The organism is Arthrobacter psychrolactophilus (assembly GCF_003219795.1).
Taxonomy (GTDB): domain Bacteria; phylum Actinomycetota; class Actinomycetes; order Actinomycetales; family Micrococcaceae; genus Specibacter; species Specibacter psychrolactophilus.
Map to the genome: position 1 here is coordinate 60,412 of NZ_QJVC01000010.1, position 26,328 is coordinate 86,739.

The 26,328-nt window shown below is 62.8% G+C and carries 19 protein-coding genes; 5 read left to right on the plus strand and 14 right to left on the minus strand.

The features are described 5' to 3' along the window. The 3 genes from CVS30_RS11170 to CVS30_RS11180 form a co-directional block, all read right to left on the minus strand. Nucleotides 1-969 carry a 1-phosphofructokinase family hexose kinase gene (locus CVS30_RS11170; protein ID WP_110485412.1) on the minus strand — a complete coding sequence of 323 codons (969 nt, stop codon included), beginning with the start codon at nucleotides 967-969 and terminating at the stop codon, nucleotides 1-3. Further along, on the minus strand, nucleotides 966-1,946 hold the full coding sequence (locus CVS30_RS11175) for an ROK family protein (protein WP_110485413.1): 981 nt from the start codon (nucleotides 1,944-1,946) through the stop codon (nucleotides 966-968). Before CVS30_RS11175 ends, CVS30_RS11170 begins: the two co-directional genes overlap by 4 nt. Before the next feature lie 138 nt (nucleotides 1,947-2,084). Continuing rightward, nucleotides 2,085-2,990: an SIS domain-containing protein gene (locus tag CVS30_RS11180; protein WP_110485414.1), complete on the minus strand. Its 906-nt coding sequence runs from the start codon at nucleotides 2,988-2,990 to the stop codon at nucleotides 2,085-2,087. A gap of 361 nt (nucleotides 2,991-3,351) precedes the next feature. Here CVS30_RS11180 and CVS30_RS11185 point away from each other — a divergent pair, with 361 nt between their 5' ends. After that, on the plus strand, nucleotides 3,352-8,739 hold the full coding sequence (locus CVS30_RS11185; protein WP_181419777.1) for an endo-alpha-N-acetylgalactosaminidase family protein: 5,388 nt from the start codon (nucleotides 3,352-3,354) through the stop codon (nucleotides 8,737-8,739). A gap of 119 nt (nucleotides 8,740-8,858) precedes the next feature. Beyond that, complete coding sequence (locus CVS30_RS11190) at nucleotides 8,859-9,332, plus strand: GNAT family N-acetyltransferase (RefSeq protein WP_245934562.1); 474 nt, start codon at nucleotides 8,859-8,861, stop codon at nucleotides 9,330-9,332. On the opposite strand, the gene hutI is transcribed toward CVS30_RS11190, so the two are convergent. Then, complete coding sequence (hutI, locus tag CVS30_RS11195) at nucleotides 9,329-10,552, minus strand: imidazolonepropionase (RefSeq protein ID WP_110485416.1); 1,224 nt, start codon at nucleotides 10,550-10,552, stop codon at nucleotides 9,329-9,331. The two genes, CVS30_RS11190 and hutI, sit on opposite strands and share 4 nt — an antisense overlap. Nucleotides 10,553-10,687: 135 nt before the next feature. Here hutI and CVS30_RS11200 point away from each other — a divergent pair, with 135 nt between their 5' ends. After that, on the plus strand, nucleotides 10,688-11,329 hold the full coding sequence (locus CVS30_RS11200) for a LysE family translocator (RefSeq protein ID WP_110485417.1): 642 nt from the start codon (nucleotides 10,688-10,690) through the stop codon (nucleotides 11,327-11,329). 103 nt (nucleotides 11,330-11,432) lie between these two features. Further along, a complete protein-coding gene (locus tag CVS30_RS11205; RefSeq protein WP_110485418.1) occupies nucleotides 11,433-12,413 on the plus strand; it encodes a formylglycine-generating enzyme family protein in 981 nt (326 codons plus the stop codon). Nucleotides 12,414-12,531: 118 nt separating this feature from the next. Here CVS30_RS11205 and CVS30_RS11210 read toward each other — a convergent pair whose 3' ends face one another. The 3 genes from CVS30_RS11210 to tdh form a co-directional block, all read right to left on the minus strand. Further along, nucleotides 12,532-13,362 (minus strand): hypothetical protein, encoded by an 831-nt coding sequence (locus CVS30_RS11210; protein WP_110485419.1) that lies wholly within the window; start codon nucleotides 13,360-13,362, stop codon nucleotides 12,532-12,534. A gap of 39 nt (nucleotides 13,363-13,401) precedes the next feature. Next, a complete protein-coding gene (locus CVS30_RS11215; RefSeq protein WP_110485420.1) occupies nucleotides 13,402-14,607 on the minus strand; it encodes a glycine C-acetyltransferase in 1,206 nt (401 codons plus the stop codon). An 80-nt stretch (nucleotides 14,608-14,687) separates the two neighbouring features. Further along, nucleotides 14,688-15,737, minus strand: a complete 1,050-nt coding sequence (gene tdh / locus CVS30_RS11220) for an L-threonine 3-dehydrogenase (RefSeq protein WP_110485421.1) — start codon at nucleotides 15,735-15,737, stop codon at nucleotides 14,688-14,690. Nucleotides 15,738-15,871: 134 nt separating this feature from the next. Between tdh and CVS30_RS11225 the strand changes: the two genes are divergently transcribed. Beyond that, nucleotides 15,872-16,807 (plus strand): LysR family transcriptional regulator, encoded by a 936-nt coding sequence (locus CVS30_RS11225; RefSeq protein ID WP_110485422.1) that lies wholly within the window; start codon nucleotides 15,872-15,874, stop codon nucleotides 16,805-16,807. Between the two features lie 31 nt (nucleotides 16,808-16,838). On the opposite strand, the gene CVS30_RS11230 is transcribed toward CVS30_RS11225, so the two are convergent. The 7 genes from CVS30_RS11230 to gatA all read right to left on the minus strand — a co-directional run bounded on the left by CVS30_RS11230 (nucleotide 16,839) and on the right by gatA (nucleotide 26,328). Then, nucleotides 16,839-18,005, minus strand: coding sequence for a Gfo/Idh/MocA family protein (locus CVS30_RS11230; protein WP_110485423.1), 1,167 nt, complete (start codon nucleotides 18,003-18,005; stop codon nucleotides 16,839-16,841). 70 nt (nucleotides 18,006-18,075) lie between these two features. Beyond that, the gene (locus CVS30_RS11235; RefSeq protein WP_110485424.1) at nucleotides 18,076-19,089 is read right to left on the minus strand and encodes a LacI family DNA-binding transcriptional regulator; all 1,014 of its coding nucleotides are present in this window, start codon (nucleotides 19,087-19,089) and stop codon (nucleotides 18,076-18,078) included. Between the two features lie 137 nt (nucleotides 19,090-19,226). After that, entirely contained in the window at nucleotides 19,227-20,912 is a 1,686-nt protein-coding gene (locus CVS30_RS11240; protein ID WP_110485425.1) for a type 2 periplasmic-binding domain-containing protein, read from the minus strand. 48 nt (nucleotides 20,913-20,960) lie between these two features. Then, on the minus strand, nucleotides 20,961-21,899 hold the full coding sequence (locus CVS30_RS11245) for a carbohydrate ABC transporter permease (RefSeq protein ID WP_110485450.1): 939 nt from the start codon (nucleotides 21,897-21,899) through the stop codon (nucleotides 20,961-20,963). A gap of 38 nt (nucleotides 21,900-21,937) precedes the next feature. Next, the gene (locus tag CVS30_RS11250) at nucleotides 21,938-22,819 is read right to left on the minus strand and encodes an ABC transporter permease (RefSeq protein ID WP_306418775.1); all 882 of its coding nucleotides are present in this window, start codon (nucleotides 22,817-22,819) and stop codon (nucleotides 21,938-21,940) included. A 456-nt stretch (nucleotides 22,820-23,275) separates the two neighbouring features. Continuing rightward, the gene (gatB, locus tag CVS30_RS11255; protein WP_110485426.1) at nucleotides 23,276-24,784 is read right to left on the minus strand and encodes an Asp-tRNA(Asn)/Glu-tRNA(Gln) amidotransferase subunit GatB; all 1,509 of its coding nucleotides are present in this window, start codon (nucleotides 24,782-24,784) and stop codon (nucleotides 23,276-23,278) included. Then, entirely contained in the window at nucleotides 24,784-26,328 is a 1,545-nt protein-coding gene (gatA, locus tag CVS30_RS11260) for an Asp-tRNA(Asn)/Glu-tRNA(Gln) amidotransferase subunit GatA (RefSeq protein WP_110485427.1), read from the minus strand. Before gatA ends, gatB begins: the two co-directional genes overlap by 1 nt.

The window sequence follows — 26,328 nt, forward strand, 5'->3', positions numbered from 1 at the left end:
TTAGTGGTCTGTGATGATGAGTTGTTGGGCGAGTTCGGCGTAGCTGGGGGAAATTTCCCCCGCGCCGGGCATGAGGACGGCGGCGGCGCTCCACGCGGTGGCCTGCCGCAGAATCTCGCGCAGGCTTTCCTCCCCCTGTGCGAGTGCGACGGCGGCCGCGCTCACCGCCGCGTCGCCGGCGCCCGTGGGGTTGCCGCTGAGCGGGGCCGGCAGTTTGGCCTGGATCCAGGTTCCCGGGGCATCGGCACTGAAGGCCAGCATGCCTTCTTCACCCACGCTGACCAGGACGCGCTTGGCGCCGAAGCTCAGGAGTTTGCGGGCGGCGGAGACGAGGTCTTGCTCGCCCATGGCCTCCATGAGTTCGTGATTATTGGGCTTGAGGAGATCCGCTCCGGCTCGTGCCGCGGCGAGGATGCCACTGCCGGAGGTGTCGATAATGGCAGGAACTCCCGCCGCGTGCGCGAGGGCAACGAGGGCGGGATAAAAGTCTTCCGGCGCCTGGTCCGGGAGGGAACCGGAGCCGACGAGGACTCCTGGCCGGCTCACGCCGTCGGCCGTCTGCACCCCACCGAGGTGATCGACGACGGCGGCAGCCAGGGAGCGCCACTCGGCCGCGGACAGTGCCGGGCCGGATTCGTTGAAAATGCTGGTGGTGTTGTTGCTGCCGGTGTCGACGAAGGCGATGGTGCGGCGCGTTTCGGCGGACACGGGGACGAGTAGATGCGGGATGGCGGCGGCTTCGAGATCGCTGCGCAGAAGCTGGCCCGTGGTGCCGCCGCAGGTGGCGATAGCCAGAGTCGGGAAGCCGAGTTGCTGCGCCACGCGGGAGACGTTCAGGCCCTTGCCACCGGCGCGATTCAAGGGTGCCGGGACGCGGTGCGAGGAGCCTAGGTGGATGCCGGGGACGGTGTAGGTGACGTCGAGGGCGGGGTTAGGCGTGACCGTGAGGACCACAGGGTTCCCGCTCATGCGCCACCGGCAAGGCTGCGGGCTTTCAACGCCGAACCGATCAGGCCGGCATTTTCACCGAGAGCTGCGTGGACATACTCGGGGCGGCGGTGGAAGGTCAAGAGTTCATCCACGCGGGCGGCGAGAGGTTCAAACAAGGCCGGTCCCGCCATGGACAGGCCGCCGCCGAGCACCACGGTTTCGGTGCCCAGAATAGAGACGCACTGACTGATACTAAAGGCGAGGGCGTCGATCGCGTCCTTCCAGACGGCCACGGCTGCCGCGTCTCCCTCGGCGGCCAAGGCCACCACGTCACGGGCTCCGGAGACCACGCTCCCCGTTGCCTGTGTGTAGCGCCTCGCCACGGCACCGGCCGAGCCCAGGGATTCTAGAATGACCGGTGCGCCCTCCGGGCCCGGGACCAGGGCGTGGCCGATCTCGCCGGCATAGCCGCCGCCGGCCACACGGTGCCCGTCGCAGAGGACGGCACCGGCGATGCCCGTGCCAATCACCAGAATCAGCACATCTTTCTTGCCCACGGCGGCACCGAGACGGAATTCCGCCTCACCGGCCATGCTGACGTCGTGGCCGAAACCCACGGGAAGACCTAGGGCCTGCGTCAGGGTGGCCGTGAACGGAAAATCCTTCCACCCGAGGTTCGCCGAGAAGACCCCGATCCCAGCTTCCTCGTCGACAATGCCGGGCACCGTGACGCCCACGGCATCGATCACGAGCTGCGGATATGCCGCCCGATACTCCTGCGTGAGTTCCACGATCCGCGCGCACACGCTCTCGCCGGATCGTGCACCATCTAAGGGTGTGGGGTGGCGGCGCACGTCCAAAACCTCGATGGCCCCACTGTTCACGTCCCCGACGACGATGCCCGATTTCATATCGGTGCCGCCCACGTCAAAGGCCAAAACCGCGTTGCCGTGCTTTGCGGCCGATGAGTTTGCTTCGTGATGAGACGCGGCGGAGGGATCCGTCAAAGTGTTCATGGGAGGTCTTTCCGTGCAAGAGCCAGCAGGCGTGGTGAGAAAAGCAGCAGATCAGGGCGTGGGCATCCCACACAACAGTGGGATGCCCAACACTTTAGCGCGGCAAGATAGCCGCCGCCCGGTGGCCCGTCAACGAAGCTAGTCGTCCAGGATGACCGAACGGGTCAGGTTGCGCGGCAGATCCGGGTTCATGCCGCGGGCGCGGGCGCGTTCGAGCGTGATGCGGTGGACGCGGGCCAGCTCTGCCAGCGGGTGCGTGGTGGTGTTGATGTACAGCGCACCGGTCTTGGCGACGTCGCGGTCCAGGCCTTCGGGCTGCTCGCCGAACATCCAGGTGACACGGTTCGGGGCGGCGATGGAGATGGGGCCGTGGCGGTATTCCTTGGCCGGGTAGGACTCGGTCCAGCCCTGAACGGCCTCGCGCATCTTCAGCCCGGCCTCGTGCGCCAGGCCAACCGTCCAGCCGGTGCCGAGGAAGGTGAACTGCTCGGCGTCGATGAGCTCCTGCTCGACCGGCGCGGTGACGGCCGTCTTGGCATCCTCGACGGCGGCGCTTAGGTCAACACCGACGCTCGTGAGCAGGTATGTCAGGGCCGTCGTAGCAAAGCGGGTTTGAACCACTGACTGCTCATCGGCGTAGGGAAGTTCGACGACGGCATCAGCCAGGGCCATGATCGGCGAGTTGATGTCGCCCACCAAAGCAACGGTGCGCACCGTGCCCTTGATCGCGGTCAGGATTTCCAGCACCTCGGTCGTGGTGCCGGAACGGGTGATGGCAACCACCACGTCATAGCCACGATCCGCGCCCAGGAACGCCTCGGAGGCGGCGAAGGCGTCGGTGACACCCTTCCCGGCAGCCTCGCGTGCCGTGGCGTAGCTCTGGGCCATGAACCACGACGTGCCGCAGCCGATCACGGCAACGCGCTGACCGTCGGTCGGCAGGAGGCTCTCGCTCTTCGCCTGGGCAATAGCCTGGGCCCACACGTCCGGCTGGCTCGTGAGTTCAGCATCCATGAAGGGGCCAAGCTGGGTGTTATCGCTCATGCTGCGCGTTCTCCTTGAAATTTGGGGCTTCTTGAGGCCTCAGCGCCACCGATTCCCGGCAGCTTGAAGCGTTTTCGTCACGCCAATCGTAACACATAATGATCATAAGTTGATAGAAAACGTCACTTTCAATCACTCGAGCTCCTGCGTGGCGGCACAGCACTCCTTCCGGAAATCTTCTCGTAAAGATTCCCCAAACACTCGCCACACCACCGGCGCACTGTTACGGTGTTATGGATAACAGTGATGCGCGCCACCTTGGGGGATTTTCTTCTGGCAGCCTCACCAGCATCAGCCTCATCGATTCAAATGTGCACAAATGCCGTTTGATACCGCACCACAGTTCTTCAAGGAGTTCCTGATGTCATTGATCCGACACCACCGCACGTGGTTGGGGATGGGGATCGCCGGAGCCGTCATGGCCGGCACCATCATCCCCGTCGCGGCGGCAATCCCGGCCATGGCCGCCGAGGGCACGGCGGTGATCACCTCCGGGCAGCTCGCCGTAGAGGTCTCCACGGCGTTCCCCCAAGCACTGAAATACACCCTGTCCGATGCCGGGACACCGAAGACCATGACCGGCGCCACCGCCGTTGCGACGAAGCTGCGCATCAACGGCGTCGACCAGGCCGTCAACGTAACCTCGGCCGTGAATCCTGACGGCACCTCGATCGATTACATGATCGAGGTGCCCGGCATGGATGGCATCAGCCTGAAGGCTAAGCTTTCGGTTGCGAAGAACGTGCTCACGTTCAACATCACCGAAATCAAGGAAACCGGAGCGGATCAGGTCAACCGGATCCAGATCATGGATCAAGACCTGGTGACCGTGTCCTCCGCTGATGCCGGCGCGTCGGTGGCGACGGCTGTCGTCTCCACCGACCGGGCCATCTCCGGAGACAAGATCACCCCCATCACGGCCGGCACGACGGTTGATGCCGCAGCCCAGACATCAATGGTCGCCATCGCCAACACGGCCACCCTGGCCGCTGGTTTCGAGAGCAATTCGCTGTACGACGGCGCGTGGTCCACGGCGGACAACTCCCTCGCCGCCTCCGAGCGCGGGCGTTTCTGGCGCCAGGTCAAGGCCGCCGGCGCCAACAAAAAGGTGGGCATCTCCTCCGGCGCATGGCTGTACCGGGCCAAGGGGTCCACGGAAACCGAGCCACTGCCCGAGGCCAAGGTCATCATCACCGCTGACGCCAATGCGGACGGCACCATCAACTGGCAAGACGGCGCCATCGCCTCACGCGCGATTCAATACAAGCCCAAGGGCTGGGAAGATGTGAAGAACCGTGTAGTTCAGAACATCCCCTTCAACTTCGCCAGCCAGGCCACCAATCCCTTCCTGCGGACCCTTGACGACGTCAAGCACACCGCCCTAGCTACCGACGGCCTGGGCCAGTTCTCGCTCCTGAAGGGCTTCACCTCCGAAGGCCATGATTCTGCCAACACGGACTTCAGCGGCAACTGGAACGAACGCGCCGGCGGCATCAAGGACATGAACACACTGTTGACCCAGGCCAAGGAGTACGGGGCCACATTCAGCGTCCACATGAACAACACCGAGGCCTATCCCGAGTCCAAGGCGTTTAGCGACACCTTCATCAAGCAACCGCCAAGCAAAGGCTGGAACTGGCTCGAACAGTCCTACTACATTGACCAGCGCCGCGACGTGCTCTCCGGCGACCAGAACCAGCGCATCAAGGGTCTGGACGACGCAGCCGATGACAACCTGAGCGCCAATTACATTGACGTGTACTACGAGTCCGGCTGGGTCGGCGAGCGCCTCCAGCGCAACATCATGGACAACGGCTTCTCCGTGTCCTCCGAATTTGCCAACTCCATGGTTCGCAACAACACGTGGTCGCACTGGGCCGTCGATGAAAAATACGGTGGAAGCACGCTTAAGGGCTGGAACTCGGAGATCATCCGTTTCGCTCAGAACTCCCAACGCGACATCTGGAACCCGGACCCGCGCCTTGGCACCCAGCACATCATCGAATGGCAGGGCTGGACGGGACAGAACAACTACAACGCGTTCCTCAAGAACGTGTGGGACAACAACGTCCCCGTGAAGTTCCTGCAGCAGCAGGAAATCTCCACCTGGACCCCCGAGGCCATTACGCTCGGGAACAACGTGCGCGTGACCGGCACCTCGCTGGAGGATCGCGTCATCACCCAGAAGGGCGTTGAGGTGCTCAAGGGCCACGACTATCTTCTGCCGTGGTCCAGCGAGGCCGTGGAGTTTGGCGAAACGGCCAGCAACGACACGAACAAGCAGAGCAAGTTGTACAACTACAGTCTCAAGGGCGGCGCCCAAACGTGGACGCTGTTGCCCGAGTTCGCCAATCAGGCAACCCTGAAGCTCTATGAGCTCACGGATCAGGGGCGTTCCTTTGTCAGCGACGTGGCCGTCACCGACGGCAAGATCAACCTGACCCCCAAGGAAAACACCGCCTACGTTTTGGTCCCCACCACGGCACTGGCCACAACCCCGGCCATCACGGCCGTTGACACCGTGATACCCAATGCCACGACCGATTGGGGCCACGGCTCGAACGTCACTGACCCCGGCTTCAATGCCGGAAACTTGACCGCCTGGCATCCGAACGGAAATGTGAGTCTAGCCCGTTCCGCCAAGGGACTGACCTCGGCCCGCTTCGGCGATGGTGCCGCAAGCATCACGCAAACCTTGGGTGCCTTGCCACAGGGCAGCTACTCCGTCAGTGCGTGGGTTGAAATCGATCCCACCCTGGCCAGTGTGGAAAAATCCCCCCGCGGTAAGCGGGAGACCACGATCAGCGCCGCGGTCTCCGGCTCCCCCGCCGTCACCAACACGGTGAACTCCTCCGCCCTGTTCAATACGGTGGCGGCCGATCAAAAGAATCGTACCTACGCACAGCGGGTCCGCGTTCTCATCGACGTCAAGAACGACGGCGACAAGCCGGTCCTGACGATCTCGGCCGGAGCTGGCACCACCGCCGTCCTCATCGATGACGTGCGCGTGGTCAAGACCGCTAAGGTGAGCGGGTCCGACGTCGTCAGTGGGACCGTGCCAACCGGGGTGGTCCTCGCGGAAGACTTTGAAAACGTCGACCAGGGCTGGGGCCCGTTCGTCAAGGGCAACGCCGGCGGCATCACCGACCCGCGTACCCACCTGGCGCCGATCCACGCCCCCTTCACCCAGAAGGGCTGGAACGGCAAGGTCATGGACGATGTGCTCGATGGCGCCTTCTCCCTGCATTCCCATGAGGAAAACGGTGGCTTGGTGTACCGAACCACACCTGCCACCGTGAAGTTCACGCCCGGCCACGACTACGAAATCTCGTTCAATTACCAGTCCACCAAGGCCAATGAGTATTCCTGGGTGGGTGGCTACGATGGCTCGGCCGGAGCGGTTCAGACGCAGTCGACCCCGTTCCCGGCGATGCACGAAACGACCCGCTGGGTGCAAAACTTCACGGCGTCGGCCTGTGGTGATAGCTACGTTGGGCTGTTGCGCAACGGCTCCACGGCCGCGGATCTGTCCTTGGACAATCTGTTGATCCGTGACCTGGGCGAATCCACCGCCACACCGGCCTGTGCGCAGCTCTCGCTGACACAAACCGGACCCATCATTGAGCAGAACACCGTCAATGAGTTCACCACAACCCTGGTCTCCAATGAGCCCGCCCCGGTGAGCAACGCCGTCGTGACGCTGAAGCTGCCCGAAGGCTGGAGCGCCACCCCAACAACCCCCGCAACAGCAGCAACGCTGGCCCCGGGCGCCAAGCTCGTCACGAAGTGGAATGTCTTTGCCCCGGCCTCGGCCGACGGCAGCTACAACATCTCGTCCAACTCGGTGTACACCACCACGGTTGAGCCGATCGGCGAGCGCAAGGCGGAATCCACGCTGGGTGTGTACACCATGCCGCACCCGCCGGTGAAGGATACCTACGCCTCCGACATGCAGTGGATCGGCACCCCGACGAATGGGTGGGGTCCTGCCGAGAAGGATCTGACGAACGGTGAGCAGGGCGAGAAGGACGGCCCGGCCATCATGCTGGACGGCAAAGCCTATGCCAAGGGTCTGGGCGTGCATGCAGCCTCCACCGTCAAGTACTTTGTCGGCACACAGTGCGCCGCCTTCACGGCTGTTATCGGCATCGACGATTTCCAGGCCACGCGCGGCTCGGTCATCTTCAAGGTGCTCGGCGACGGCGTGGAACTGTTCAACTCCGGCGTACTGACGGGTGCCTCACCGGCGCTGCCCATCAATGTGGACCTGAAGGGTGCCAAGTACGTTGAACTTGTGGTTGACCCCAATGGCAGCAATGGCAATGACTGGGCCGACTGGGCGGACGCCATGTTCCGTTGCTCGGATGAGGCTCCCGCATTGGCGTTGACCCCCGTGGTCAACCCGGGCGGGCCACTGGAACGCGGCACTGACTACAGCGTCAGTGTTGGCGAGCTAACGGCCGGCACAGAAGCCACCTTCTCACTGGGCACCGCTGAGCTCGGCAAAGCCACGGCCTCCGCTGATGGCGTGGCAACCTTCTCCTCGAAGATTGCGGCCGACGCCGCCCTTGGTGCTGCAACCATCACGGTTGCTGGCACCGATACGAACGGCAAGGCAGCCACCGGCTCTGTTCCCGTGAGCATTGTCGGCACTCCCCCCGCAGCTCCCACCGCTGACATCTTTGCCAGCGACATGGAGTTTGTGGGCACGCCCATCAATGAGTGGGGTCCCGTGGAGCGCGACCTCAACAACGGAGAAAACGCCCAGGGCGATGGCACGCCCATCACGATCGACACCAAGGTCTACGAGAAGGGGCTCGGGGTCCACGCCGATTCCAGCGTCCGCCTCTACCTGGGCGGTCAGTGCACCTCCTTCAGCGCCCTGGTGGGCATTGACGATGCGAAGCTACCCAAGGCGCACCGCGGCAACGTGGTGTTCACCGTGGTGGGCGATGGCAAGACCCTTGCTACCTCACCCCAGTTGACGGTCGACGATGCGGGCTACGCCCTCTCCGTCGATGTCACGGGCGTGCGATACATCGATCTGAACGTCGCCAAGGTCATGGTGGCTGGTCTCAATGGCGACGAGTGGGCCGACTGGGCCGATGCCAAGTTCAGTTGCGCTGACCAGACGCCGGCCCTGGTGCTGGCTCCGGCAGTTGAGGGCGGTAACGCCGTCGAGCAGGGGTCAACGCACACCGTGACCGTTGCCGACCTGCAGGCTGATTCTTCAGCCACCTTGCAGCTGGCCGACGCCGAAGCACTCACCGCGATTGCCAATGCAGAAGGCGTAGCAACATTCACCCTGGTGGTCCCGGAGAACGCCGTGGTGGGTGTCGCCACACTGACCGCCACGGGCACGGACAAGTCCGGCAAGGCTGCCACCGGCACCACCACCATCTCGGTGACGGCGAAGCCAGTTGGACCTTCCGCGCCGGGCTTCACTCCTGAAGCGCCGCAGCTGAAGTTGCTCAAGAAGGACACCCAGATCGATCTTGGCCTGGGCTCCCAGAAGTTCCACCGCGGACCTTCCGAGGTGACGCTGGCCAAACTCGCCGCCGGTGAGTGGTTCTACGTCTACCTCAACGGCGACGGGCTTGGCTGGCATCAGACCCAGCCGGACGGCACCATCGAGGTCAACACGCCGGAAAGCACCCGCCCCGGCGATAACAAGGTGGTCCTGTTCAACGAGGCTGGCGGCCTCCATGGCTGGGCGGCCTTGAAGGTCACGGGTCCGCCTGTGAAGTAACTTCCGCCGTTCCCAACAACCTTCCCCACCCCTGTGTCAGCGCAGGGGTGGGGCCGGTTGTTTAACGCGCAGCTGCCGTTGGCTTGAGCCTGGCCATCGCCGGCTGTCAGACTATCTAGATGACGACCCCGATCCAGCTGATGGCGATCAGCCCCGAGTCCTTTCCTGCCTGGCGCGAGCGAAGCAGTCTCGAATACGAGAACGATCTCGTGGCCATGGGCGAAACAGCGGCGATTGCCCAGCAACGTGCCCAGGCCAGCCTCGCTGGCGCATTTCCCGAAGGTCACCCCACGCCGGACAATGCGGTCTTTTTCGTCGTCGACGATGCCGGAAGCACGGTGGGATATCTCTGGGTAGGTCGCGACACCTCCGATGACAGCAGCGCTTGGTGGGTGTGGGATATCGTGATCGACGCCGAGCAGCGAGGGAGAGGCCTGGGTCGGGCCACGATGCAGGCAGCCGAACGCTATGCCCGGTCCCACGGTGCGCGAACTCTCGGGCTCAACGTCTTTGGCTTCAACCACACAGCCCGGAGCCTCTACGAAACGCTGGGTTACGACACCACGGCCATCAAAATGCGCAAGCAGCTCTAGACCGCATGCACGCCCGCGCGCCAGACGGCCGCCGTCAACGGAACACCCGGCCGGTAGGCCAGATGTGTGGCCGACGGCGCCCGGAGCATGTGCAGATCCGCCCGATGCCCCACAGCAATAGATCCTACGGCCCGCTGCCCGTCAACATCCTCACCGGACTCACGCCCCAGCGCCAGCGCTCCACCAAAGGTTGCCGCCCGGACAGCCTCATGAACGCTCAGGCCCATCTGCAAGACCGCGGTCGCAACGCAAAAGGCCATAGACGAGGTATAGGACGTTCCGGGATTGGCGTTGGAGGCGATCGCAATCGGCACCCCGGCCTGAACAAGCCGCTTGGCCGGAGCCAGCGGCGCACGCGTCGACAAATCACACGCCGGCAAGACCGTCGCGACGGTCCCCCGAACCCCGGCCCCGCGCCCCGCATTAGCAGCCCCATCCCAACCGGACCATGACTGCGCGAGGGCGGAGACGTCGTCGTCCGTCAGGAAATTGACGTGGTCAACACTCGCGGCACCAAATTCGACGGCCAGCGCCACACCCTCGCCGTGCCCGAGCTGATTGCCGTGAACGCGCAGGCCCAGCCCGGCCGCCCGACACGCCGTCAAGACCCGGCGACTCTGCTCAGGGGTGAAGGCGCCTCGTTCGCAAAAGACATCAGCCCAACTCACGTACGGGCGCACGGCCTCGAGCATCTCGGAGCAGACGAGCTCAGTGTAGGCGTCGGCGTCGATGCCCTGGGGCACCAAATGCGCGCCGAGGAAGGTCACTTCATCGACCACCGTCGAGGCGATCCGGGCGCTGCGCCGCTCCTCCTCAACATCCAAGCCATAGCCGGTCTTGGTCTCCAGATAGGTGGTGCCCTGCGACATCGCCTCGGCAACCCGGCCCAGACCCAGCCGGGTGAGGTCATAATCGCTCGCGGCACGGGTAGCCTCGACCGACACGGCAATCCCGCCGGCCTTGTAACTCTCCCCCGCCACGCGCGCCTCAAATTCGGCCGTCCGATCACCGGCAAAAATCAGGTGTGTATGGGAATCTACCCACCCCGGCAGCACGGCCCGTCCCTGCGCGTCAACCACGGTGTCGGCGGCCGGGGCATGGATCGCGTCGCCAATCCACGCAATCCGTTCCCCCTCCAGGACCACGGCCGCCTTGCGCCGCGTACCCTGCTCGCGGTCCTGCGTCATCAATTCGCCAATGTTGGTGATCAGTTCGCTCATGCCCTTAGCGTACGACGTTCAACGGCTGGCTTGGGCGCTTGGCTCCCACCGAGTTGAAAGCAGTGTCTGGAATCACGGACGGTGTCGACGCCCAACCCTTGCCTCCGGTCAGGAACAGACCGGAGAATAGAATCCATGACCTTTGTTTCCCTGCTGGCCTTCGCCGGACTGTGCCTCATGCTTGCCCTGATTCCGGGACCGGACACCTTCATGGTGCTGCGTATTTCCCTGAACCGCGTGGGCGCCGGTGTGGCCGCAGCTGCAGGATCGGGCACGGGCGCTTTAGTGTGGGCGGCTCTTGTGGGGCTGGGTCTGGCCGCGATTTTGGAACAGTCGGCCGAGGTGTTCCGCTGGATCAAGATCGCCGGTGGACTGTACCTCTTATATCTAGGCCTGTCCTCCTTCATCAAGGCACGCAAGGCGGCCAAAGCTGGTCTGGCCACGGGCGAGGCTCCCGAACCCTTGGTGTACAGCAAACGCGCCGGTTATGGTGCCGGGCTGGTCTCGACTCTCTTGAACCCCAAGGTGGGACTGTTCTACCTCGCCGTGGTGCCGCAGTTCATCCCCCACGGCGCCAACACGCTGGCCACTGCCATGCTCCTGGGCCTGACCCTGGCCACGATCGGCTTCCTGTACCTAGCCACGATTGCCTTCGTGGCGTACAAGGCCATGAAGTGGCTGCGCAAGCCCAAGGTCAATACCCTGATTGAGCGCATCAGCAGCGGCATCCTCGCCGTTCTGGGCGTGGGCGTCATGGCCTCCGGGGCCACCAGCTAACAGCGCCGAGCGCTGCCAATGACGGGCGGCGTTCTGCACGTCACAGGGCTGTTCACTGCATAGACTAATGGGGCATTGATTCCACCAGGTGTAAAGAGAGCCCATGTCTAGTTGTTGCAGTCCCGACGCCGCCGATCACCGCGAGCACCGTCCCGACGCCCCGCAAACTTTTTCTCTCAGCGTCCCGCCGCGCACTGCCGGTGCCGCGCCACACACCGAGATTGCGCTCCCGGCAGGATCCTTTGCCATGGGCGATCCCTTTGACGAGGGCTACCCCAACGACGGCGAGACCCCCGTTCACCCCGTACAGCTTTCGGCCTTCAGCATCGATGCCACCACCGTGAGTAACGCTGCTTTTGCCGCCTTCGTTGACGCCACGGGGTACCGCACCGAGTCCGAGCTTTACGGCACCTCAGCCGTGTTTCACCTCGCCGTCCAAGCCGATACGGCCGACATCCTCGGCACCGCCAGCGGAACGCCTTGGTGGCTCAATGTGCGCGGCGCGGATTGGGCTCATCCTGCCGGACCACGATCCACGTGGGAAGAAATCGCCGATCACCCCGTCACGCAGGTGTCCCACAACGATGCCTTGGCCTACTGCACCTGGGCAGGGCGGGCGCTCCCCACGGAGGCCCAATGGGAATATGCGGCACGCGGCGGAACCGACCAGGCCCGCTACCCGTGGGGCAACGAACTCCTCGGCGTGACCCCTGAGGGTGAGCCGCTGCACCACTGCAATATTTGGCAGGGCACCTTCCCCACGGACAACAGCTGCGACGACGGATTTCTCACGACTGCCCCGGGGCATAGCTTTGAACCCAACGGCTTTGGCCTGTATCAAACCAGCGGCAATGTCTGGGAATGGTGCGCGGACTGGTTCTTGCCCAAGTACTACAAGAGCTGCCTCGCCCAGGGCACCGTGATGGATCCACCCGGGCCTACGATCGGCCGCGGCCGGGTCATGCGCGGCGGCTCCTACCTCTGTCACGACTCGTACTGCAACCGCTACCGGTTGGCCGCACGCAGCGCCAACTCCCCCGAATCCGCCAGCGGCAACCTAGGATTCAGGACAGTAGCGGCCTAGCTGACTGCCTCCCCACGCCTCTCCCACCCCACTCCCGCTCCTCTCCCATCTGTGTGGCAGTAGATACCAAAAAACGCCGATTTTTCGTCGATTTTCAGTATCTACTGCCACACAGATTTTAGAGGGAGGGAATGTCGCGGGATGGGGCGAGCGTGAGAACCGTGGCATCGTCGGCCACCTCGCCGATCTGTGCTTGTTTGAGCCGCAGTTCATGCATGAGGCCGAGCGCCCCCAAGGTGGTGCTGCAACGCTCGAGGAACTCCTCGGGGCCGCTGACCAAGCCGAGGTCGACGGCGCGCCACGCCCCATCGCTGGCCATCACCATGAGTTGCGGGACACCCAATTGCACGACATGCGCATGGTCAGCGGCTTCGCCCTCACGCCGAGCCACCCATAGTTTCCCTGGGGTATTGCGGAGTTCACGATCGCGGATGAGAAGCTCGCGGCGGGTGGGCGGCACGGCGTCCGCGGCGGAATCGACCGGATGAACGGCTGCGACCGTGGGCGGGATCCCGGCGTCGGCGTCACCTGCGCGCACGAGGTGCGTCACGTCGTCGTCCGTTCTGACGACGACGGTACAGTCCGCCAGACTCGCCACCTCGACGCCGTCAGCATTCAGCTGGGCGATGGAGAGGGCAGCGCTCGGGAATCGCACCTGTTCCTCGCCGACGAGCGGCGTGGCGGCCGCATCGATCGCCGTCAACGCACCGGCCAGGAGTGCCCGGACCCCGCGGCGGCTCGCGTCCGTGGGCTGCTGCGCCAAGATGACGTTGAGCTGCTGCGCGAGCCACTGCGGATTTGATGCGCCCGGCAGATCCAGGGGCTCCAGCAACGTCGTGGCACCGTCGATGACCCAGGCATCCGGCCCGCGAAAGCCGCAGCTGTCCTCTATGACGTGGGCGTCGCCCTCAAACTGCACGCGTGCCCGGATATCCCAAACAAAAGTCATGGTTTCATCTTGCCACGCGCGAGCCAGCCGCCCCCTGCACTAAGCCGCGCGGGCTGCGACGAAGGCCCGCACGCAAGCCTCGACGTCATCGGTGCTGTGGGCAGCGGAGAGCTGAACGCGGATGCGGGCGGCGCCGCGCGGGACTACGGGGAAGCTGAACGCTGTGACGAAGACGCCGTGGGACAGCATGGCATCAGCCACCCGGGCGGCCTCTACGGCGTCGCCGAACATGACGGGCACAATGGCGTGCTCGCCGGGCAGCAGTTCGAAGCCTTCCTCGCTCATGCGGCGGCGGAACAGGGCGGCGTTCTCGAACAGGCGGGTGCGTAGTTCTGCGGAGCCAGCCACGAGTTCGATTGCCTTCAGGGTTGCTGCGACGATGGCCGGCGCCAGGGAGTTGGAGAACAGGTACGGGCGGGCCTTTTGGCGCAGCATGGCGACGATCTCGCCGCGGCCGGAGACGTACCCGCCCGAGGCGCCGCCCAGGGCCTTGCCGAAGGTGCCCGTGTAGATGTCAACACGGTCGGACACGCCTGCGTGCTCGGGAGTTCCGGCGCCCGTGGCACCCATGAAGCCGACGGCGTGGGAGTCATCCACCATGACGAGGGCGTCGTACTTGTCGGCCAGATCGCAGATCGCCGCGAGCGGGGCCAGGAAACCGTCCATGGAGAACACGCCGTCGGTGACGATGATGGTGCGGCGTGCCCCGGCGCCGTCGTTGAGTGCCGCGGCGGCCTGCAACTGGGTTTCCAGATCGGCCATGTCCTGGTTGGCGTAGCGGAAGCGCGCGGCCTTGGACAGGCGGATGCCGTCGATGATGGAGGCGTGGTTGAGGGCGTCGGAGATGATGGCGTCCTCCGCTCCGAAGAGCGATTCAAATACGCCACCGTTAGCGTCGAAGCAGGAGGAGAACAGAATCGTGTCCTCGGTGCCGAGGAATGTGGAGACGGCCGCCTCGAGCTGCAGGTGCAGGTCCTGGGTGCCGCAGATAAAGCGGACGCTGGCCATGCCGAAGCCGTGGCTGTCCATGGCGGTCTTGGCGGCGTCGATAATGGCCGGGTGGTCGGCCAGGCCCAGGTAATTGTTGGCACAGAAGTTCAGCACGGGTGCCGTTTCACCATCCAGCGGGCCGGCGTTGACGTGGCTGGACTGGGCGGAGGTGATCTGGCGTTCGGTCTTGAACAGGCCGGCGGTGCGGATCTCGGACAGCTCGGCGGTGAGCGCATCTTTCATGGCGGTGTACATGGGACTCCTTGGAGTGAGGTGAGGGGCTGTGGGAGGAAGGCCGACGGCGGGAGCGCAGGTCCCGCCGTCGTACGTAAAAATTAGGAGAAGACGGACCAGCCGAGGACCACTTTGCCGCCGCGGCCGGAGCGGGCGATCTCGAAGGCCTGCTCCCATTCTGTGGCGGGCAAGACGTCGGTGACAACACTGGCGACGGCGGCGCGCAGGACCGGGTTGGAGGAGAGCATGGCGGACATGGCGTACCAGGTTTCAAACATTTCGCGCCCGTAAATGCCCTTAAGCGTGAGCATGTGGGTGACGACCTTGCCCCAGTTGATGTCGATCGACTCGCTGGGCAGGCCCAACATGGCGATGCGGCCGCCGTGATTCATGTTGTCGATCATTTCCGGCAGAGCCGTGGGGTGGCCGGACATTTCTAGGCCGATGTCGAAGCCCTCGCACATGCCGAGCTGGAGTTGCGCATCCTTGAGGCGGGTCGTGGCGACGTTGACGGCGAGGTCGGCGCCCATTGCGGCGGCCATGGCCAGGCGCGGTTCGGAGACGTCGGTGATGGCGATCTTGCGGGCACCGGCGTGACGGGCGACGGCGACGGCCATGAGTCCGATGGGGCCGGCTCCCGTGACGAGCACGTCCTCGCCGACCAGGCCAAAGCTCAGGGCCGTGTGCACGGCGTTGCCCAATGGGTCGAAGATGGCGCCGAGTTCGGGGGTGATGGACGGGTCCTTGTGCACCCACACATTGGATTCGGGGATGACCACGAATTCGGCGAAGGCGCCGTCGCGCTGCACGCCCACGGAGATCGTGTTGATGCACATGTGGCGGCGGCCGGCGCGGCAGTTGCGGCACATGCCGCACACCACGTGGCCCTCGCCGGAGACCTTGTCGCCGAGCTTGACATCGCGCACGTCGGAGCCGATCTCCACGACCTCGCCGTAGAATTCGTGCCCGGCGATGAGCGGGGCGTTGATGGTTTCCGCGGCCCACGCGTCCCACGCCTGGATGTGCAGATCGGTGCCGCACAGGCCCGTGGTGTGCACCTTGATCTTGACATCTCGCACGCCCGTTGTCGGCTCGGGGCGCTCAACGAGCTCGAAGCCTGCATACGGGCCGGACTTGTACAGTGCTTTCATCAGGGTGCGCCTTCGTGGTCAAAAAACTCATGCTCGGTTGTGGTCTGCATCCATTACAGCGCCCGAAACCATTTAGCACAATGAGAAATTTCAACATCATCGATTAAGCAAATGCTAAATGGTATGGTGAGGCCGTGGAAATTCATCAACTGCAAATGCTGCGCGACCTCGGCGAACTTGGCAGTGTGAAGGCCGTCGCCGACACACTGTCCGTCACGCCGTCGGCCGTCTCGCAGCAAATCTCGCTGCTGCAACGCCAGGTCGGCACGCCGCTGACCCGCAAGGACGGCCGCAATCTGGTCCTCACGGAGGCCGGTAAAGTGCTAGCCGACGCCGGCGCGGGCGTCATCAGCGCCCTGGCCACGGCGAAGGCAGCGATCGGCAGTTACCAACAGGACGCCGGCGGCATTGTGCGCGTCAGCGGTTTTCACAGCGCCGGACAGGCCTTGTTCGCCCCTCTGGTGCGCCGCCTGTCCGACGGCGGAGCTCACCACGGTGCCGCCGCGGCAGCGATCCCTCGACTCAGGCTCAGCGACGAAGACGTGGCCCAGCAGGACTTTCCGGCGCTGACAGCACGCTACGATTTGGTGCTGGCACACCGCATGGACCACAGCCCGGCCTGGCCGGAGACCCGAGTTCGCGTCATTCCCCTCGCGCACGAACCCTTGGATATTGCGATCGCCGCCGATCACCCCCTGGCAGCCCTGCCCGAGCTTTCACCCGAAGATGTGGTGGCCTACCCATGGGTGGCGAGCCGTAGCGGCTACTCACCCGCGGATGTTTTGACGGCCATCGGCGCCGTGGCGAGCCGCCCCGTGGAGGTGGTGCACCGCATCAACGACTACTCCGCGGCCGCCGCACTGGTGTCCACGGGCGAGGTCATCGGCCTGCTCCCCCGCTACACCTCCGGACACGCCTTGGATGCCGGCGTCACGCTACGTCCCCTCACAGGCATCAGCACACGGCGCCGCATTGACCTGCTGGCACGCCCCGAGGCGCTCAAACGCGCCTCCGTCACGCTCGTGGTGCAGGCGCTGCAAGACGTCATGGCTGAGCTGATGGCCGAATAACGCGCCGTGGCATTTATTTGCCACAGCGGACTCAGCGGGTGGGCTGCCCGGCGTTGAAATACTCGATCCAGGCGGCGGGCAGCGGCGGAATCTCCAGGGCGCCACCGCCTGAACGCAGTGACTGTGCCGCCATAACACCGGCCGCAACAGCCTCGCGGGCGGCAATCGGTGAGGTTTCGGTCATGCCCCCCTCTCTGGCAAAGCGCAGGAACTCGGCAATCAGCAAGGGATCGGCACCGCCGTGGCCGCCCTCGCCGTCGCGTATTTCAATTTCGGTATCCGGTGTCACGAAGCCATTTTGGGAGCGGCTGGTCCACACCTTGATGAGATCCCCCGGGCTATCGCCAAAGTTTTCCATGCGTCCCTTGGTGCCGATGACCATGTAATTGCGCCAGTAGTCAGGCGTGAAGTGGCATTGTTGATACGATGCCAAGGCTCCGTTATCCAGCACCATCTGCATCATGGAGATGTCTTCGACGTCGATGATGGGGTTCAGGTCTGTCTGCTCCGTGGGCGGCCAATTTTCCAGGGAGAACCAGTCACCCATGCGACGATCACTATTGTCCCGGCGGCTAGTGACACCCCCATAAACGGCGAGGTCCCCAATGGCCGAGACCTTCGTGGAATAGCCGCCGGCCAGCCAGTGAATCACGTCAATGTCGTGCGCACCCTTTTGCAGCAGCAGGCTCGTGGTGTTGGCTCGTTCGGCGTGCCAATCCTTGAAGTAGTAGTCGCCGCCATTGCCCACGAAGTGCCGGCACCAAATGGCCTTCACCTCGCCGATCTGACCGGACTCGATAACCTCCCGCATCTGCACCACCACAGGCATATGCCGCATATTGTGCCCAACATAGAGCCGGGTTCCGGACTCATACGCGGCAGCGAGAATCGAATCCGCGGCCTCCACTGTCACGTCCAGGGGCTTCTCGCAAAAGGTGGGGATCCCCGCGCGCAAGGTCTGCACGGCAATCTCGGCATGCCGGTTATCCGGGGTCAGCACCAGTACGGCGTCGAGCCCGGCCCCCAACAGCTCCTCGAGGCTCGAGGTGATGGCCGCCGTCGGAATTCGCTCGGCGGCATCGGAGCGTCCACGCTCGGACACATCACACACCATGACCACTTCGGAACCCTGTCCCGGTTGGTGCACGTGCTTCCACAAAGAGGCTCGCAGACCAAAGCCAACGATCCCCACGCGCATATCTTCGATTGCCGGAACCGTGTCCGGGCGTTCCTGAACTACATCTGTCACAATATGTCTTTTCTCTATACTAATGATCAATAGGTATGGGTGTCCGTGGTGCCGAATCCCGGACAAAGAGCTGCCAGGGAAATTCCAGCACCTGGTGTGGCGCGGACCCGTCGGTGGCCCGTTCCACCAGAAATTGCGCCAAGCGGTTAAAGAAGTCCACGGGCCCCACGCTGCTCAATGACGGTTCCATGGCCTCGCCCTGGAGGGTGTTTCCCACACCCACGACGGCAACATCGCCCGGAACTGAAAGCTTTAATCGTTGCGCCGCATTGATGGCCGCCATGGCGACAAAGTCGGAGGTGGCAAAGATTGCGGTGGGCGGATCAGGCTGACTCAGCAAGGCCACCGCCGCCTCGTAAGCGCCGAACTCGTCACCCTCAAAAGGCGCAACATAGTCCTCACGGAACGAGATTCCGGCGCGCCGCAGCCCGGCCAAATATGCGCCGTAGCGTTTGGGAGTAGGCACCTGCAGGCTGCCACGGGAGGTCAGGCATGCCACCTTGGTGTGCTGGGCCGTCAGGTGGTCCATGGCCGCATCCATACTGCCTCCGGCGACGGAACGAATAACATCGAAACCGTTTGGCTCGAGCGTCTCGCTAAACACCACGAGTCGACTCGTGCGGGCCAGTTCGGCGAGCAGTTCAGCATCACCGACCTGTGCTGCGGCATCGATGAAAATGACGTCAGCACTTTGCCGTTTGATGGCAGTCCGCCAATCGGTATCGGCCAAGATCATGGGTGTGATGCCGGCACTGGCAACAGCCGCACCAACAGCCTTACTCACCGACAACGACCAAGGGTCCGACAGCATGGTCAACGAGAGCATCATCAGATTGGACTTGCCGGTCCGAATGGTGCGAGCAGCCTGGTTGGGCCGGTAGCCCACCTTTTGCGCGGCCGCCTGAACCCGCTCGGCGGTGCTGGGGGAAATACCCGAACCGTTGCTCCGGGTGCGTCCGGCCAGAACATAAGAAACCGTGGCCGTTGATACGCCAGCTTCCGCTGCGACGGTCTTGATGGTGGGCCGACTCATTCTGATGTTCTCCTCGTTTAGGACGCTGTACCGCCCGCATTTGTTGTTTCCTCTAACTTATTGTCGGAGGAACGCGGGCGGTCCCGGTTGTCGACACGCCACGACTACGTGTCGACAACTAGCACTCTTGCTCTGGGCTACTTTGACAGCGTCTGCTGCGTAAAGACAGGCGCGTCCACATTCAGATCGGCCTCATACTCTGCGCGCATCTTGTCGCCACCTTCGGCCTTCCACCGCTTGAGGACCTCGGCATGCTCGGAGACCTTGGCGCGGCCGGTGATGATGTCGACGGTCTTGTCGCGGATGATCTTGGTGATCTTGGGCCCGACTTTGGCGTTCGTGTCGGAGTACGACCCGTTCGTGGGGTTACGCCAGGCAAATTCGAGCAGCTTCTTCTCTGCCTCATACACATAGTTCGTGACTTGCGGGAAGCCCGGGTTGAAGTTGACGCGCTCCGGTGCCGTCATGATGTTCAACGCGCTGACCACGCCGGGCACATTCTTGAGCCCTTCGGCATTGAGGATCGGGTTGCCATCGGCATCGTAGTCAAAGTCCTTGCCGGCGACGCCGTAGTTCTTGGCGAGGTATTCCTCGGTGCCAAACGGAGCCGAGAGCCAGTTAACCAGGGCCAGCTGTTCCTTGATGCGTTTCTCATCGGTCTTCTTGAAGGCCGTATAACCGACAGTTCCGTAGCCCATGTTGTAGCTCGGGGTGATCTTGCCATCGAAGCTAAACGGCACCAACAGCTCAATGTCCGCTTTGGCATCCAAGGCCCGGAAGCTGCCCACGTCGCGCGGACCGGAAACAACCATGGCACCCAGGGAACCGTTCACAATCCGGGTCTTGGCGTTGGTCATGTTGACGTCAGGGTAGAACGCACCGGCGGCAAAGAGTTTCGCCACGTATTCCAGACCGGAAAGGTAGGCTTCGGTCTCGTACAGGTGCGTCAGGCTGCGATCCGCATTGACGGCCCAGCCGTTCGGCGCACCAAGACACTGCGTCACAATATTGAGAACGTTGACGTACGCCGGCTCCAAAGCATATTGCTGCTTGGAGGGATCGCTGAGTTCTTTGACCTTGTCGAAGAATTCGTCCGCGTCCTTGGCGTTGAGCCCACCCACCTTGGACCAGGTGGCCTTATTGCCCAGCATGACCTGTCCAAAGGGTGTGCTGGGGATGGGTGCGCCCCAGATCTTTCCATTGACGACGGCGGTCCGCCAGGAATCGGGCTTAAGTGCGGCCAGGTTGGGGTACTCAAGGACGGCGTCCCCCGAGAGGTATGGCGTTAGATCTTCAAACTTGGCCTCGAGCATGGCACCCACATTGGGCAGGCCCTGGTTCGGCGGAATCCACATCAAATCCGGCAGCGTGTCACCGGCGAGAATCGTGGCGAACTTGGCCGGGTAGCCGTCTCCTGTATCCTCAACGATCTGCATGTTGAACTCGCCACCGAGGGCCGAGTTGAGGCGCTGCCAGAAGGGGTTGTCCGGCATGGCTGGAGCCATGATTTCAAAGGTCTCGGAGAGTACGCTGACGGGGCCGGTGAGCGGCTTGGCCGTTGTCGAGGCAACCGGCTTAGGCATATTGATAAACCCAGCCTCCAAACCATCGGCATTTCCGGGCAGGTCAGCAACCACATCGGTGAATTCCTTGTACGTGGGTAAGACGACCGCCTTGGACGCTTCGGCCCCGCCTCCCTTGGCCCCGGCACCGCCGCCGCAGGCTGAAAGCGTCCCACTCAAGGCCACTGCGGCAACTGAAATGCCGGCCAGCCCGAGGAAGTTACGTCGTGAAACTCCAACAGTATTGATAGAACGCTTCATGTTAAACCACTTTCTCTTGAAACCAGGTTGTGAAAAGTTGTGTGCTGACTAACCCTTGATGGCGCCGGTAATGACGCCCTTGGTGAAGTGCTTTTGTAGGAATGGGTAGACGATAAGAATGGGTAGCAGGGCCACCACCACAATGGCCATCTGCATCGATTGAGGAGGAGGCGTGGACGTCACCCCGATTGCTTCGGCCATCGATCCGCCCTGGACAACGTAGTTGCGCAGCACGAGCTGGACCGGATACAGGGTTTGATCGTTGATGTAGATCATGGCGTTGAAAAACGCGTTCCAGAACCCCACGGCATAAAAAAGACCCACGACGGCAATCACTGCTTTCGATAGCGGTAACACGACCTTGCGCAGAATCATGAAGTCGCTGGCCCCGTCGATACGAGCGGCCTCGATGAGTTCGGTGGGGATGTTCATGAAGAAAGACCGCATCACCACGAAGTTGAAGGCGGCAAATGTTCCCGGCAGGATCAGCGACCAGACCGTATTCAGCAGGCCCAGCTGCTTGACCATCAAGAACATGGGAATCAGGCCCGGCGCAAACAGCAAGGTAAACAGCACCAGCATCAACACCGGGCGGCCCAACATGACGGGCCGGCTGGTGGCATACGCCATCGTGATCGTGATGAACAGTGCCAAGAAGGTGCCCACCGCGGTGATGAAGGCGCTGACACCGAGTGCCCGGATCATGAATTCACCGCTGAAGATGGCTTGGTACGCGGCAAAACTGGGATGGGTGGGCCAGAGCACGAATCCACCGGCGGCTATCAACTGTTCGTCATCGGCGAGGGACGTGGAGATAACCAGCAGCAAGGGGATGACGATCGAAAGGCTGATCCCTCCGATGATGATGGCCTTGATGGTGCCGTATAGGGGTGAGGCCGGCTCTTTCCAGGCGGGCCGTCCCGGGTTGAAGCTCAACTGCTTGCTCAAGCGTTTCGTGGCGCGCCGGTCGGACAATGTCGCCGTCATGCTGCTCTCCTTGCTGGATGAGGTAATGGTCGGGGTGCTCATGAACCCACCTTCTTTTGGAAGATTCCGGGTTCGCCGAGGCGGTGGGCCACCTTGTTGGCCGCGAAAATCAAGAGTGCGCCCACCACACCCTTGGCGAGACCTGCCGCGGCACCGGCGCTCCAGCCGCCGCCAACAACGCCAGCAAAGTAGGTGAAGGTGTCCAGTACTTCGGAGGCTCCGGCGCCCACGGCATCGTGTTGCAGGAGGAATTGTTCAAAGCCCACGCTGAGAATGTCGCCGATGCGCAGGATCAACAACAAGACGATGATGGAGCGCAAGCCCGGAAGGGTGATGTGCCACATGCGGCGCCACCGTCCAGCGCCGTCGGCCGCTGCAGCTTCGTAGAGGGATCCATCGATGGAGGCCAGAGAGGCAAGGAAGATGATCATGGCCCACCCGGCGTCCTTCCAGACGAGCTGGATGGTGGCCAGGAGCGGGAAGGTATCTGGGTTAGTCATGAATGGAACGGTGTCCAAGCCCAGATCCCGCAGGGTGTTGTTGACCAGACCCGCACCACCTAACACCTGCTGGAACAAGGCAATGACGAGCACCCACGAGAGAAAGTGCGGCAGGTATACCAGCGATTGGAACCAGCGCCGGAGCTTGTTGCTCACGAGGGAGTCCACGATCAGCGCCAAGCCCAGGGGCACCGGGAAAAACAAGACCAGTTGCCATACGGCCAGTACGATCGTGTTTCGTAGCGCTACCCAGAAGTCCGGGTTGAAGTACAAGTCCACAAAGTTCTGCAGGCCAACCCATTCGCTGCCCGAGATCCCGAGAAACGGCTGGTAGTCCTGAAAGGCGATGACATTGCCCAGGATCGGGATATAAAAGAACAACGCCAGGAATGCCACACCCGGAACCATCATCAACAGCATCTGCCAGTCTCGGCCCAAACGGGTTCGCCACGAGAGCTTTCGCAGGGGAACATCGTGAGCAAGCGGGCGCCTCTTTCCGGAGGTTCGTCCCGGCGTGCGCTGCCGATCGGGTGCCGTCCCGGAAACATCGGCCGAGGCAATCCGCGACACCGTTTCCTCTTGCATCTGACTCATCGCTACTCCTGATCGTTACGGAACGGTCAACTCCTTCGTTGAACTCACGAAACCGTGCTTTCAACGGTCAATGGTTAACCGATTAACAACGATAAGTGACTCCCACCACATATGCAATATGTTGGATGAAATTCTTTTCAAACCGTCAGTAACAATCATGTTTCGTCTGCGTTTCGACAAAAGAAACGCCCGCCTCCCAGGAGTGCCCGGAGGTAACCGGGAACGCTTGGGAGGCGGGCGCAGGAACCGTTGCACGGGTGCAACGGTCAATGCCGCAAGGACTTAGCCCTCGACACCCAGGGTCTTGAGGATCAATTCGCGCACGCGGCCGGCGTCGGCCTGTCCACGTGTCACCTTCATGACGCCACCAACGATGGCACCAACGGCCTGAATCTTGCCGCCTCGGATCTTGTCCGCAACGTCGGGCTGAGCTGCCAAGGCTTCATCGATGGCGGTCTGCAACGCACCATCGTCGGACACCACGGCGAGGCCGCGCTTAGCCACCACCTCGGTGGGCGTACCCTCGCCCTCAAGGACGCCGTCGAGCACCTTGCGGGCCAACTTGTCATTGATGGCACCTGAGGCGATGAGCTTTTCGATCTCAACCACGACGGCGGGGCTGACGCCCAGCGCTGCGGGGTCAACGTCGGCCAGCTTGGCGCGGCGGGCGATCTCGCCCATCCACCATTTGCGGGCAGCCGCAGCGGTCGCACCGGCGGTGACGGTCTCTTCGATCTCGTCCATGAGTCCGGCGTTGACCACGTCGCGGAATTCCAGATCCGAGTAGCCCCAGTCAGCCTGGAGACGCTTGCGGCGCTCGGCCGGCGGCTCCGGCAAAGTGGCGCGGAGTTCTTCAACCCACTCGGCCGTGGTCACGATGGGCACCAGGTCCGGTTCCGGAAAGTAACGGTAGTCATCAGCATCGGACTTGGGACGGCCTGAGGTGGTCGACTTGGTGTCTTCGTGCCAGTGGCGGGTTTCCTGGGTGATCAACACACCGGAATCCAAGACGGCAGCGTGACGCTGGATCTCGAACTTCACGGCGTTCTCGACGGCGCGCAAGGAGTTCACGTTCTTCGTCTCGGTACGGGTACCGAACTTTTCCTGGCCGTAGGGGCGCAGGGAAACGTTGGCGTCGCAACGGACGTTGCCGCGCTCCATCTTGGCATCGGAGACGCCAAGGTTCTTGACGATTTCGCGGATGGCGGCAACATAAGCCTTGGCCAATTCGGGGGCACGTGAACCGACATTTTCGATGGGCTTGGTGACAATTTCCACCAACGGAACGCCCGAGCGGTTGTAGTCAACGAGCGAGAAATCCGCACCCTGGATGCGTCCGGTGGAGCCACCCATGTGGGTGAGCTTTCCGGCGTCCTCTTCCATGTGGGCACGCTCGATCTCGACGCGGAAGACCGTGCCGTCCTCGAGCTCAATGTCGATCCAGCCGTCGTAGCAAATCGGATCTTCGTACTGCGACGTCTGGAAGTTTTTGGGTGTGTCCGGGTAGAAGTACTGCTTGCGAGCAAAGGTGCAGTGCTCGGCAATCTTGCAGTTCAGCGCCAGGCCGATCAAGATCGAGGACTCAACAGCCTTCTTGTTCACAACCGGAAGGACGCCGGGCAGACCCAAGCAAACCTCGTTGACGTTCGAGTTGGGCTCGTCACCAAACACGTTCGGTGCGGAGGAGAACATCTTGGTCTTGGTGTTCAACTCAACGTGAACCTCAAAACCGAGAACGGGATCGTACTTTTCCATGGCTTCTTCGAAGCTCAAAATGGTGTCAACGCTCATTAGTTAGCCTCCTCGGCTGCAACAGCTGTGCTAGCAAGTTCGGGCGCCTGGTTCAGCATGGGGCCGCCCCACTTGGCCTCGAGCAGGGATTCCAAGACAGCACCCACACGGTAAACGCGGGCGTCTTCGCGAGCCGGAGCCAGCAGCTGGATACCAACGGGCAGGCCGTCTTCGTCAGCAAGGCCACCGGGCAGGGTCAGACCTGGGATACCGGCCAGGTTAGCCGGAATCGTGGCAACGTCCTGCAGGTACATCGACAGCGGATCATCGAGCTTCTCGCCGAGCTTGAACGCCGTGGTGGGCGTGGTCGGGGAGATCAGCACGTCAACCTGAGCAAATGCGGCCTCGAAGTCGCGCTGCACCAGGGTGCGCACGCGCTGTGCGGAACCGTAGTAAGCATCGTAGTAACCGGCGCTCAAGGCGTAGGTACCCAAGATGATGCGGCGCTTGACCTCGTCGCCAAACCCGGCGGCGCGAGTGGCACCCATGACGCGCTCGATGGTGAGCGGGCCTTCGGTGGGCAGAGTGCGCAAACCAAAGCGGACGCCGTCGAACTTGGCGAGGTTAGAAGAAGCCTCGCTGGGCATAATCAGGTAGTAGGCACCAAGGGCGTAACCAAAGTTCGGGCAGGAAACCTCGACGATTTCTGCCCCTGCTTCGCGCAGGAGTTCCAGGGATTCGTTGAAACGGTTTTCAACACCGGCCTGAAAACCTTCGCCGTGCAGTTCCTTGATGACACCGATCTTCATGCCCTTGACGTTGCCCAAACGAGCGGCGTCGGCCAGGCCCGTGGAGGCGTCGGTCAGCGAGGTGGAGTCCTGGGGATCGTATCCGCCGATGACTTCCTGCAACAGTGCTGAGTCCAAAACCGTGCGCGATACCGGGCCGATCTGGTCCAGCGAGGACGCCATAGCGATGGCACCATAACGCGACACCGCACCATAGGTGGGCTTGACGCCTACGGTGCCCGTGACGGAACCGGGCTGGCGGATGGATCCACCTGTGTCCGTTCCGAGGGCCAGAGGAGCCTCGAAGGAAGCAACGGCTGCGGCGGAACCACCACCGGAACCACCGGGAATCCGGTCCAGATCCCAAGGGTTGCGCGTGAGGCCATAAGCGGAGTGCTCCGTGGAGGAACCCATGGCGAATTCGTCGAGGTTGGTCTTACCCAGCATCGGCATGCGTGCGGCGCGGATCTTCTTGATGACGGTGGCGTCGTACGGGCTCATCCAGCCCTCAAGGATCTTGGAGGCAGCCGTGGTGGGCTGACCCTTCGTGACGATCAAGTCCTTGATGGCGATCGGCACACCGGCGAGCTCGTGGAGCTCTTCACCGGCAGCGCGGCGGGCGTCAACGTCAGCAGCAACCGCGAGGGCTTCTTCGCCGTTAACGTGCAAGAACGCGTGGATGCCGCGCTCTCCGCCGTCGATCTCGGCGATGCGGTTAAGGTGAGCCTGAACCAGTTCAACGGAGGTAATTTCTCCGGAGGCCAGCTTGGCGGCCATCTCGGCCGCGCTGGAACGGATCAATTCAGATGCAGTCAT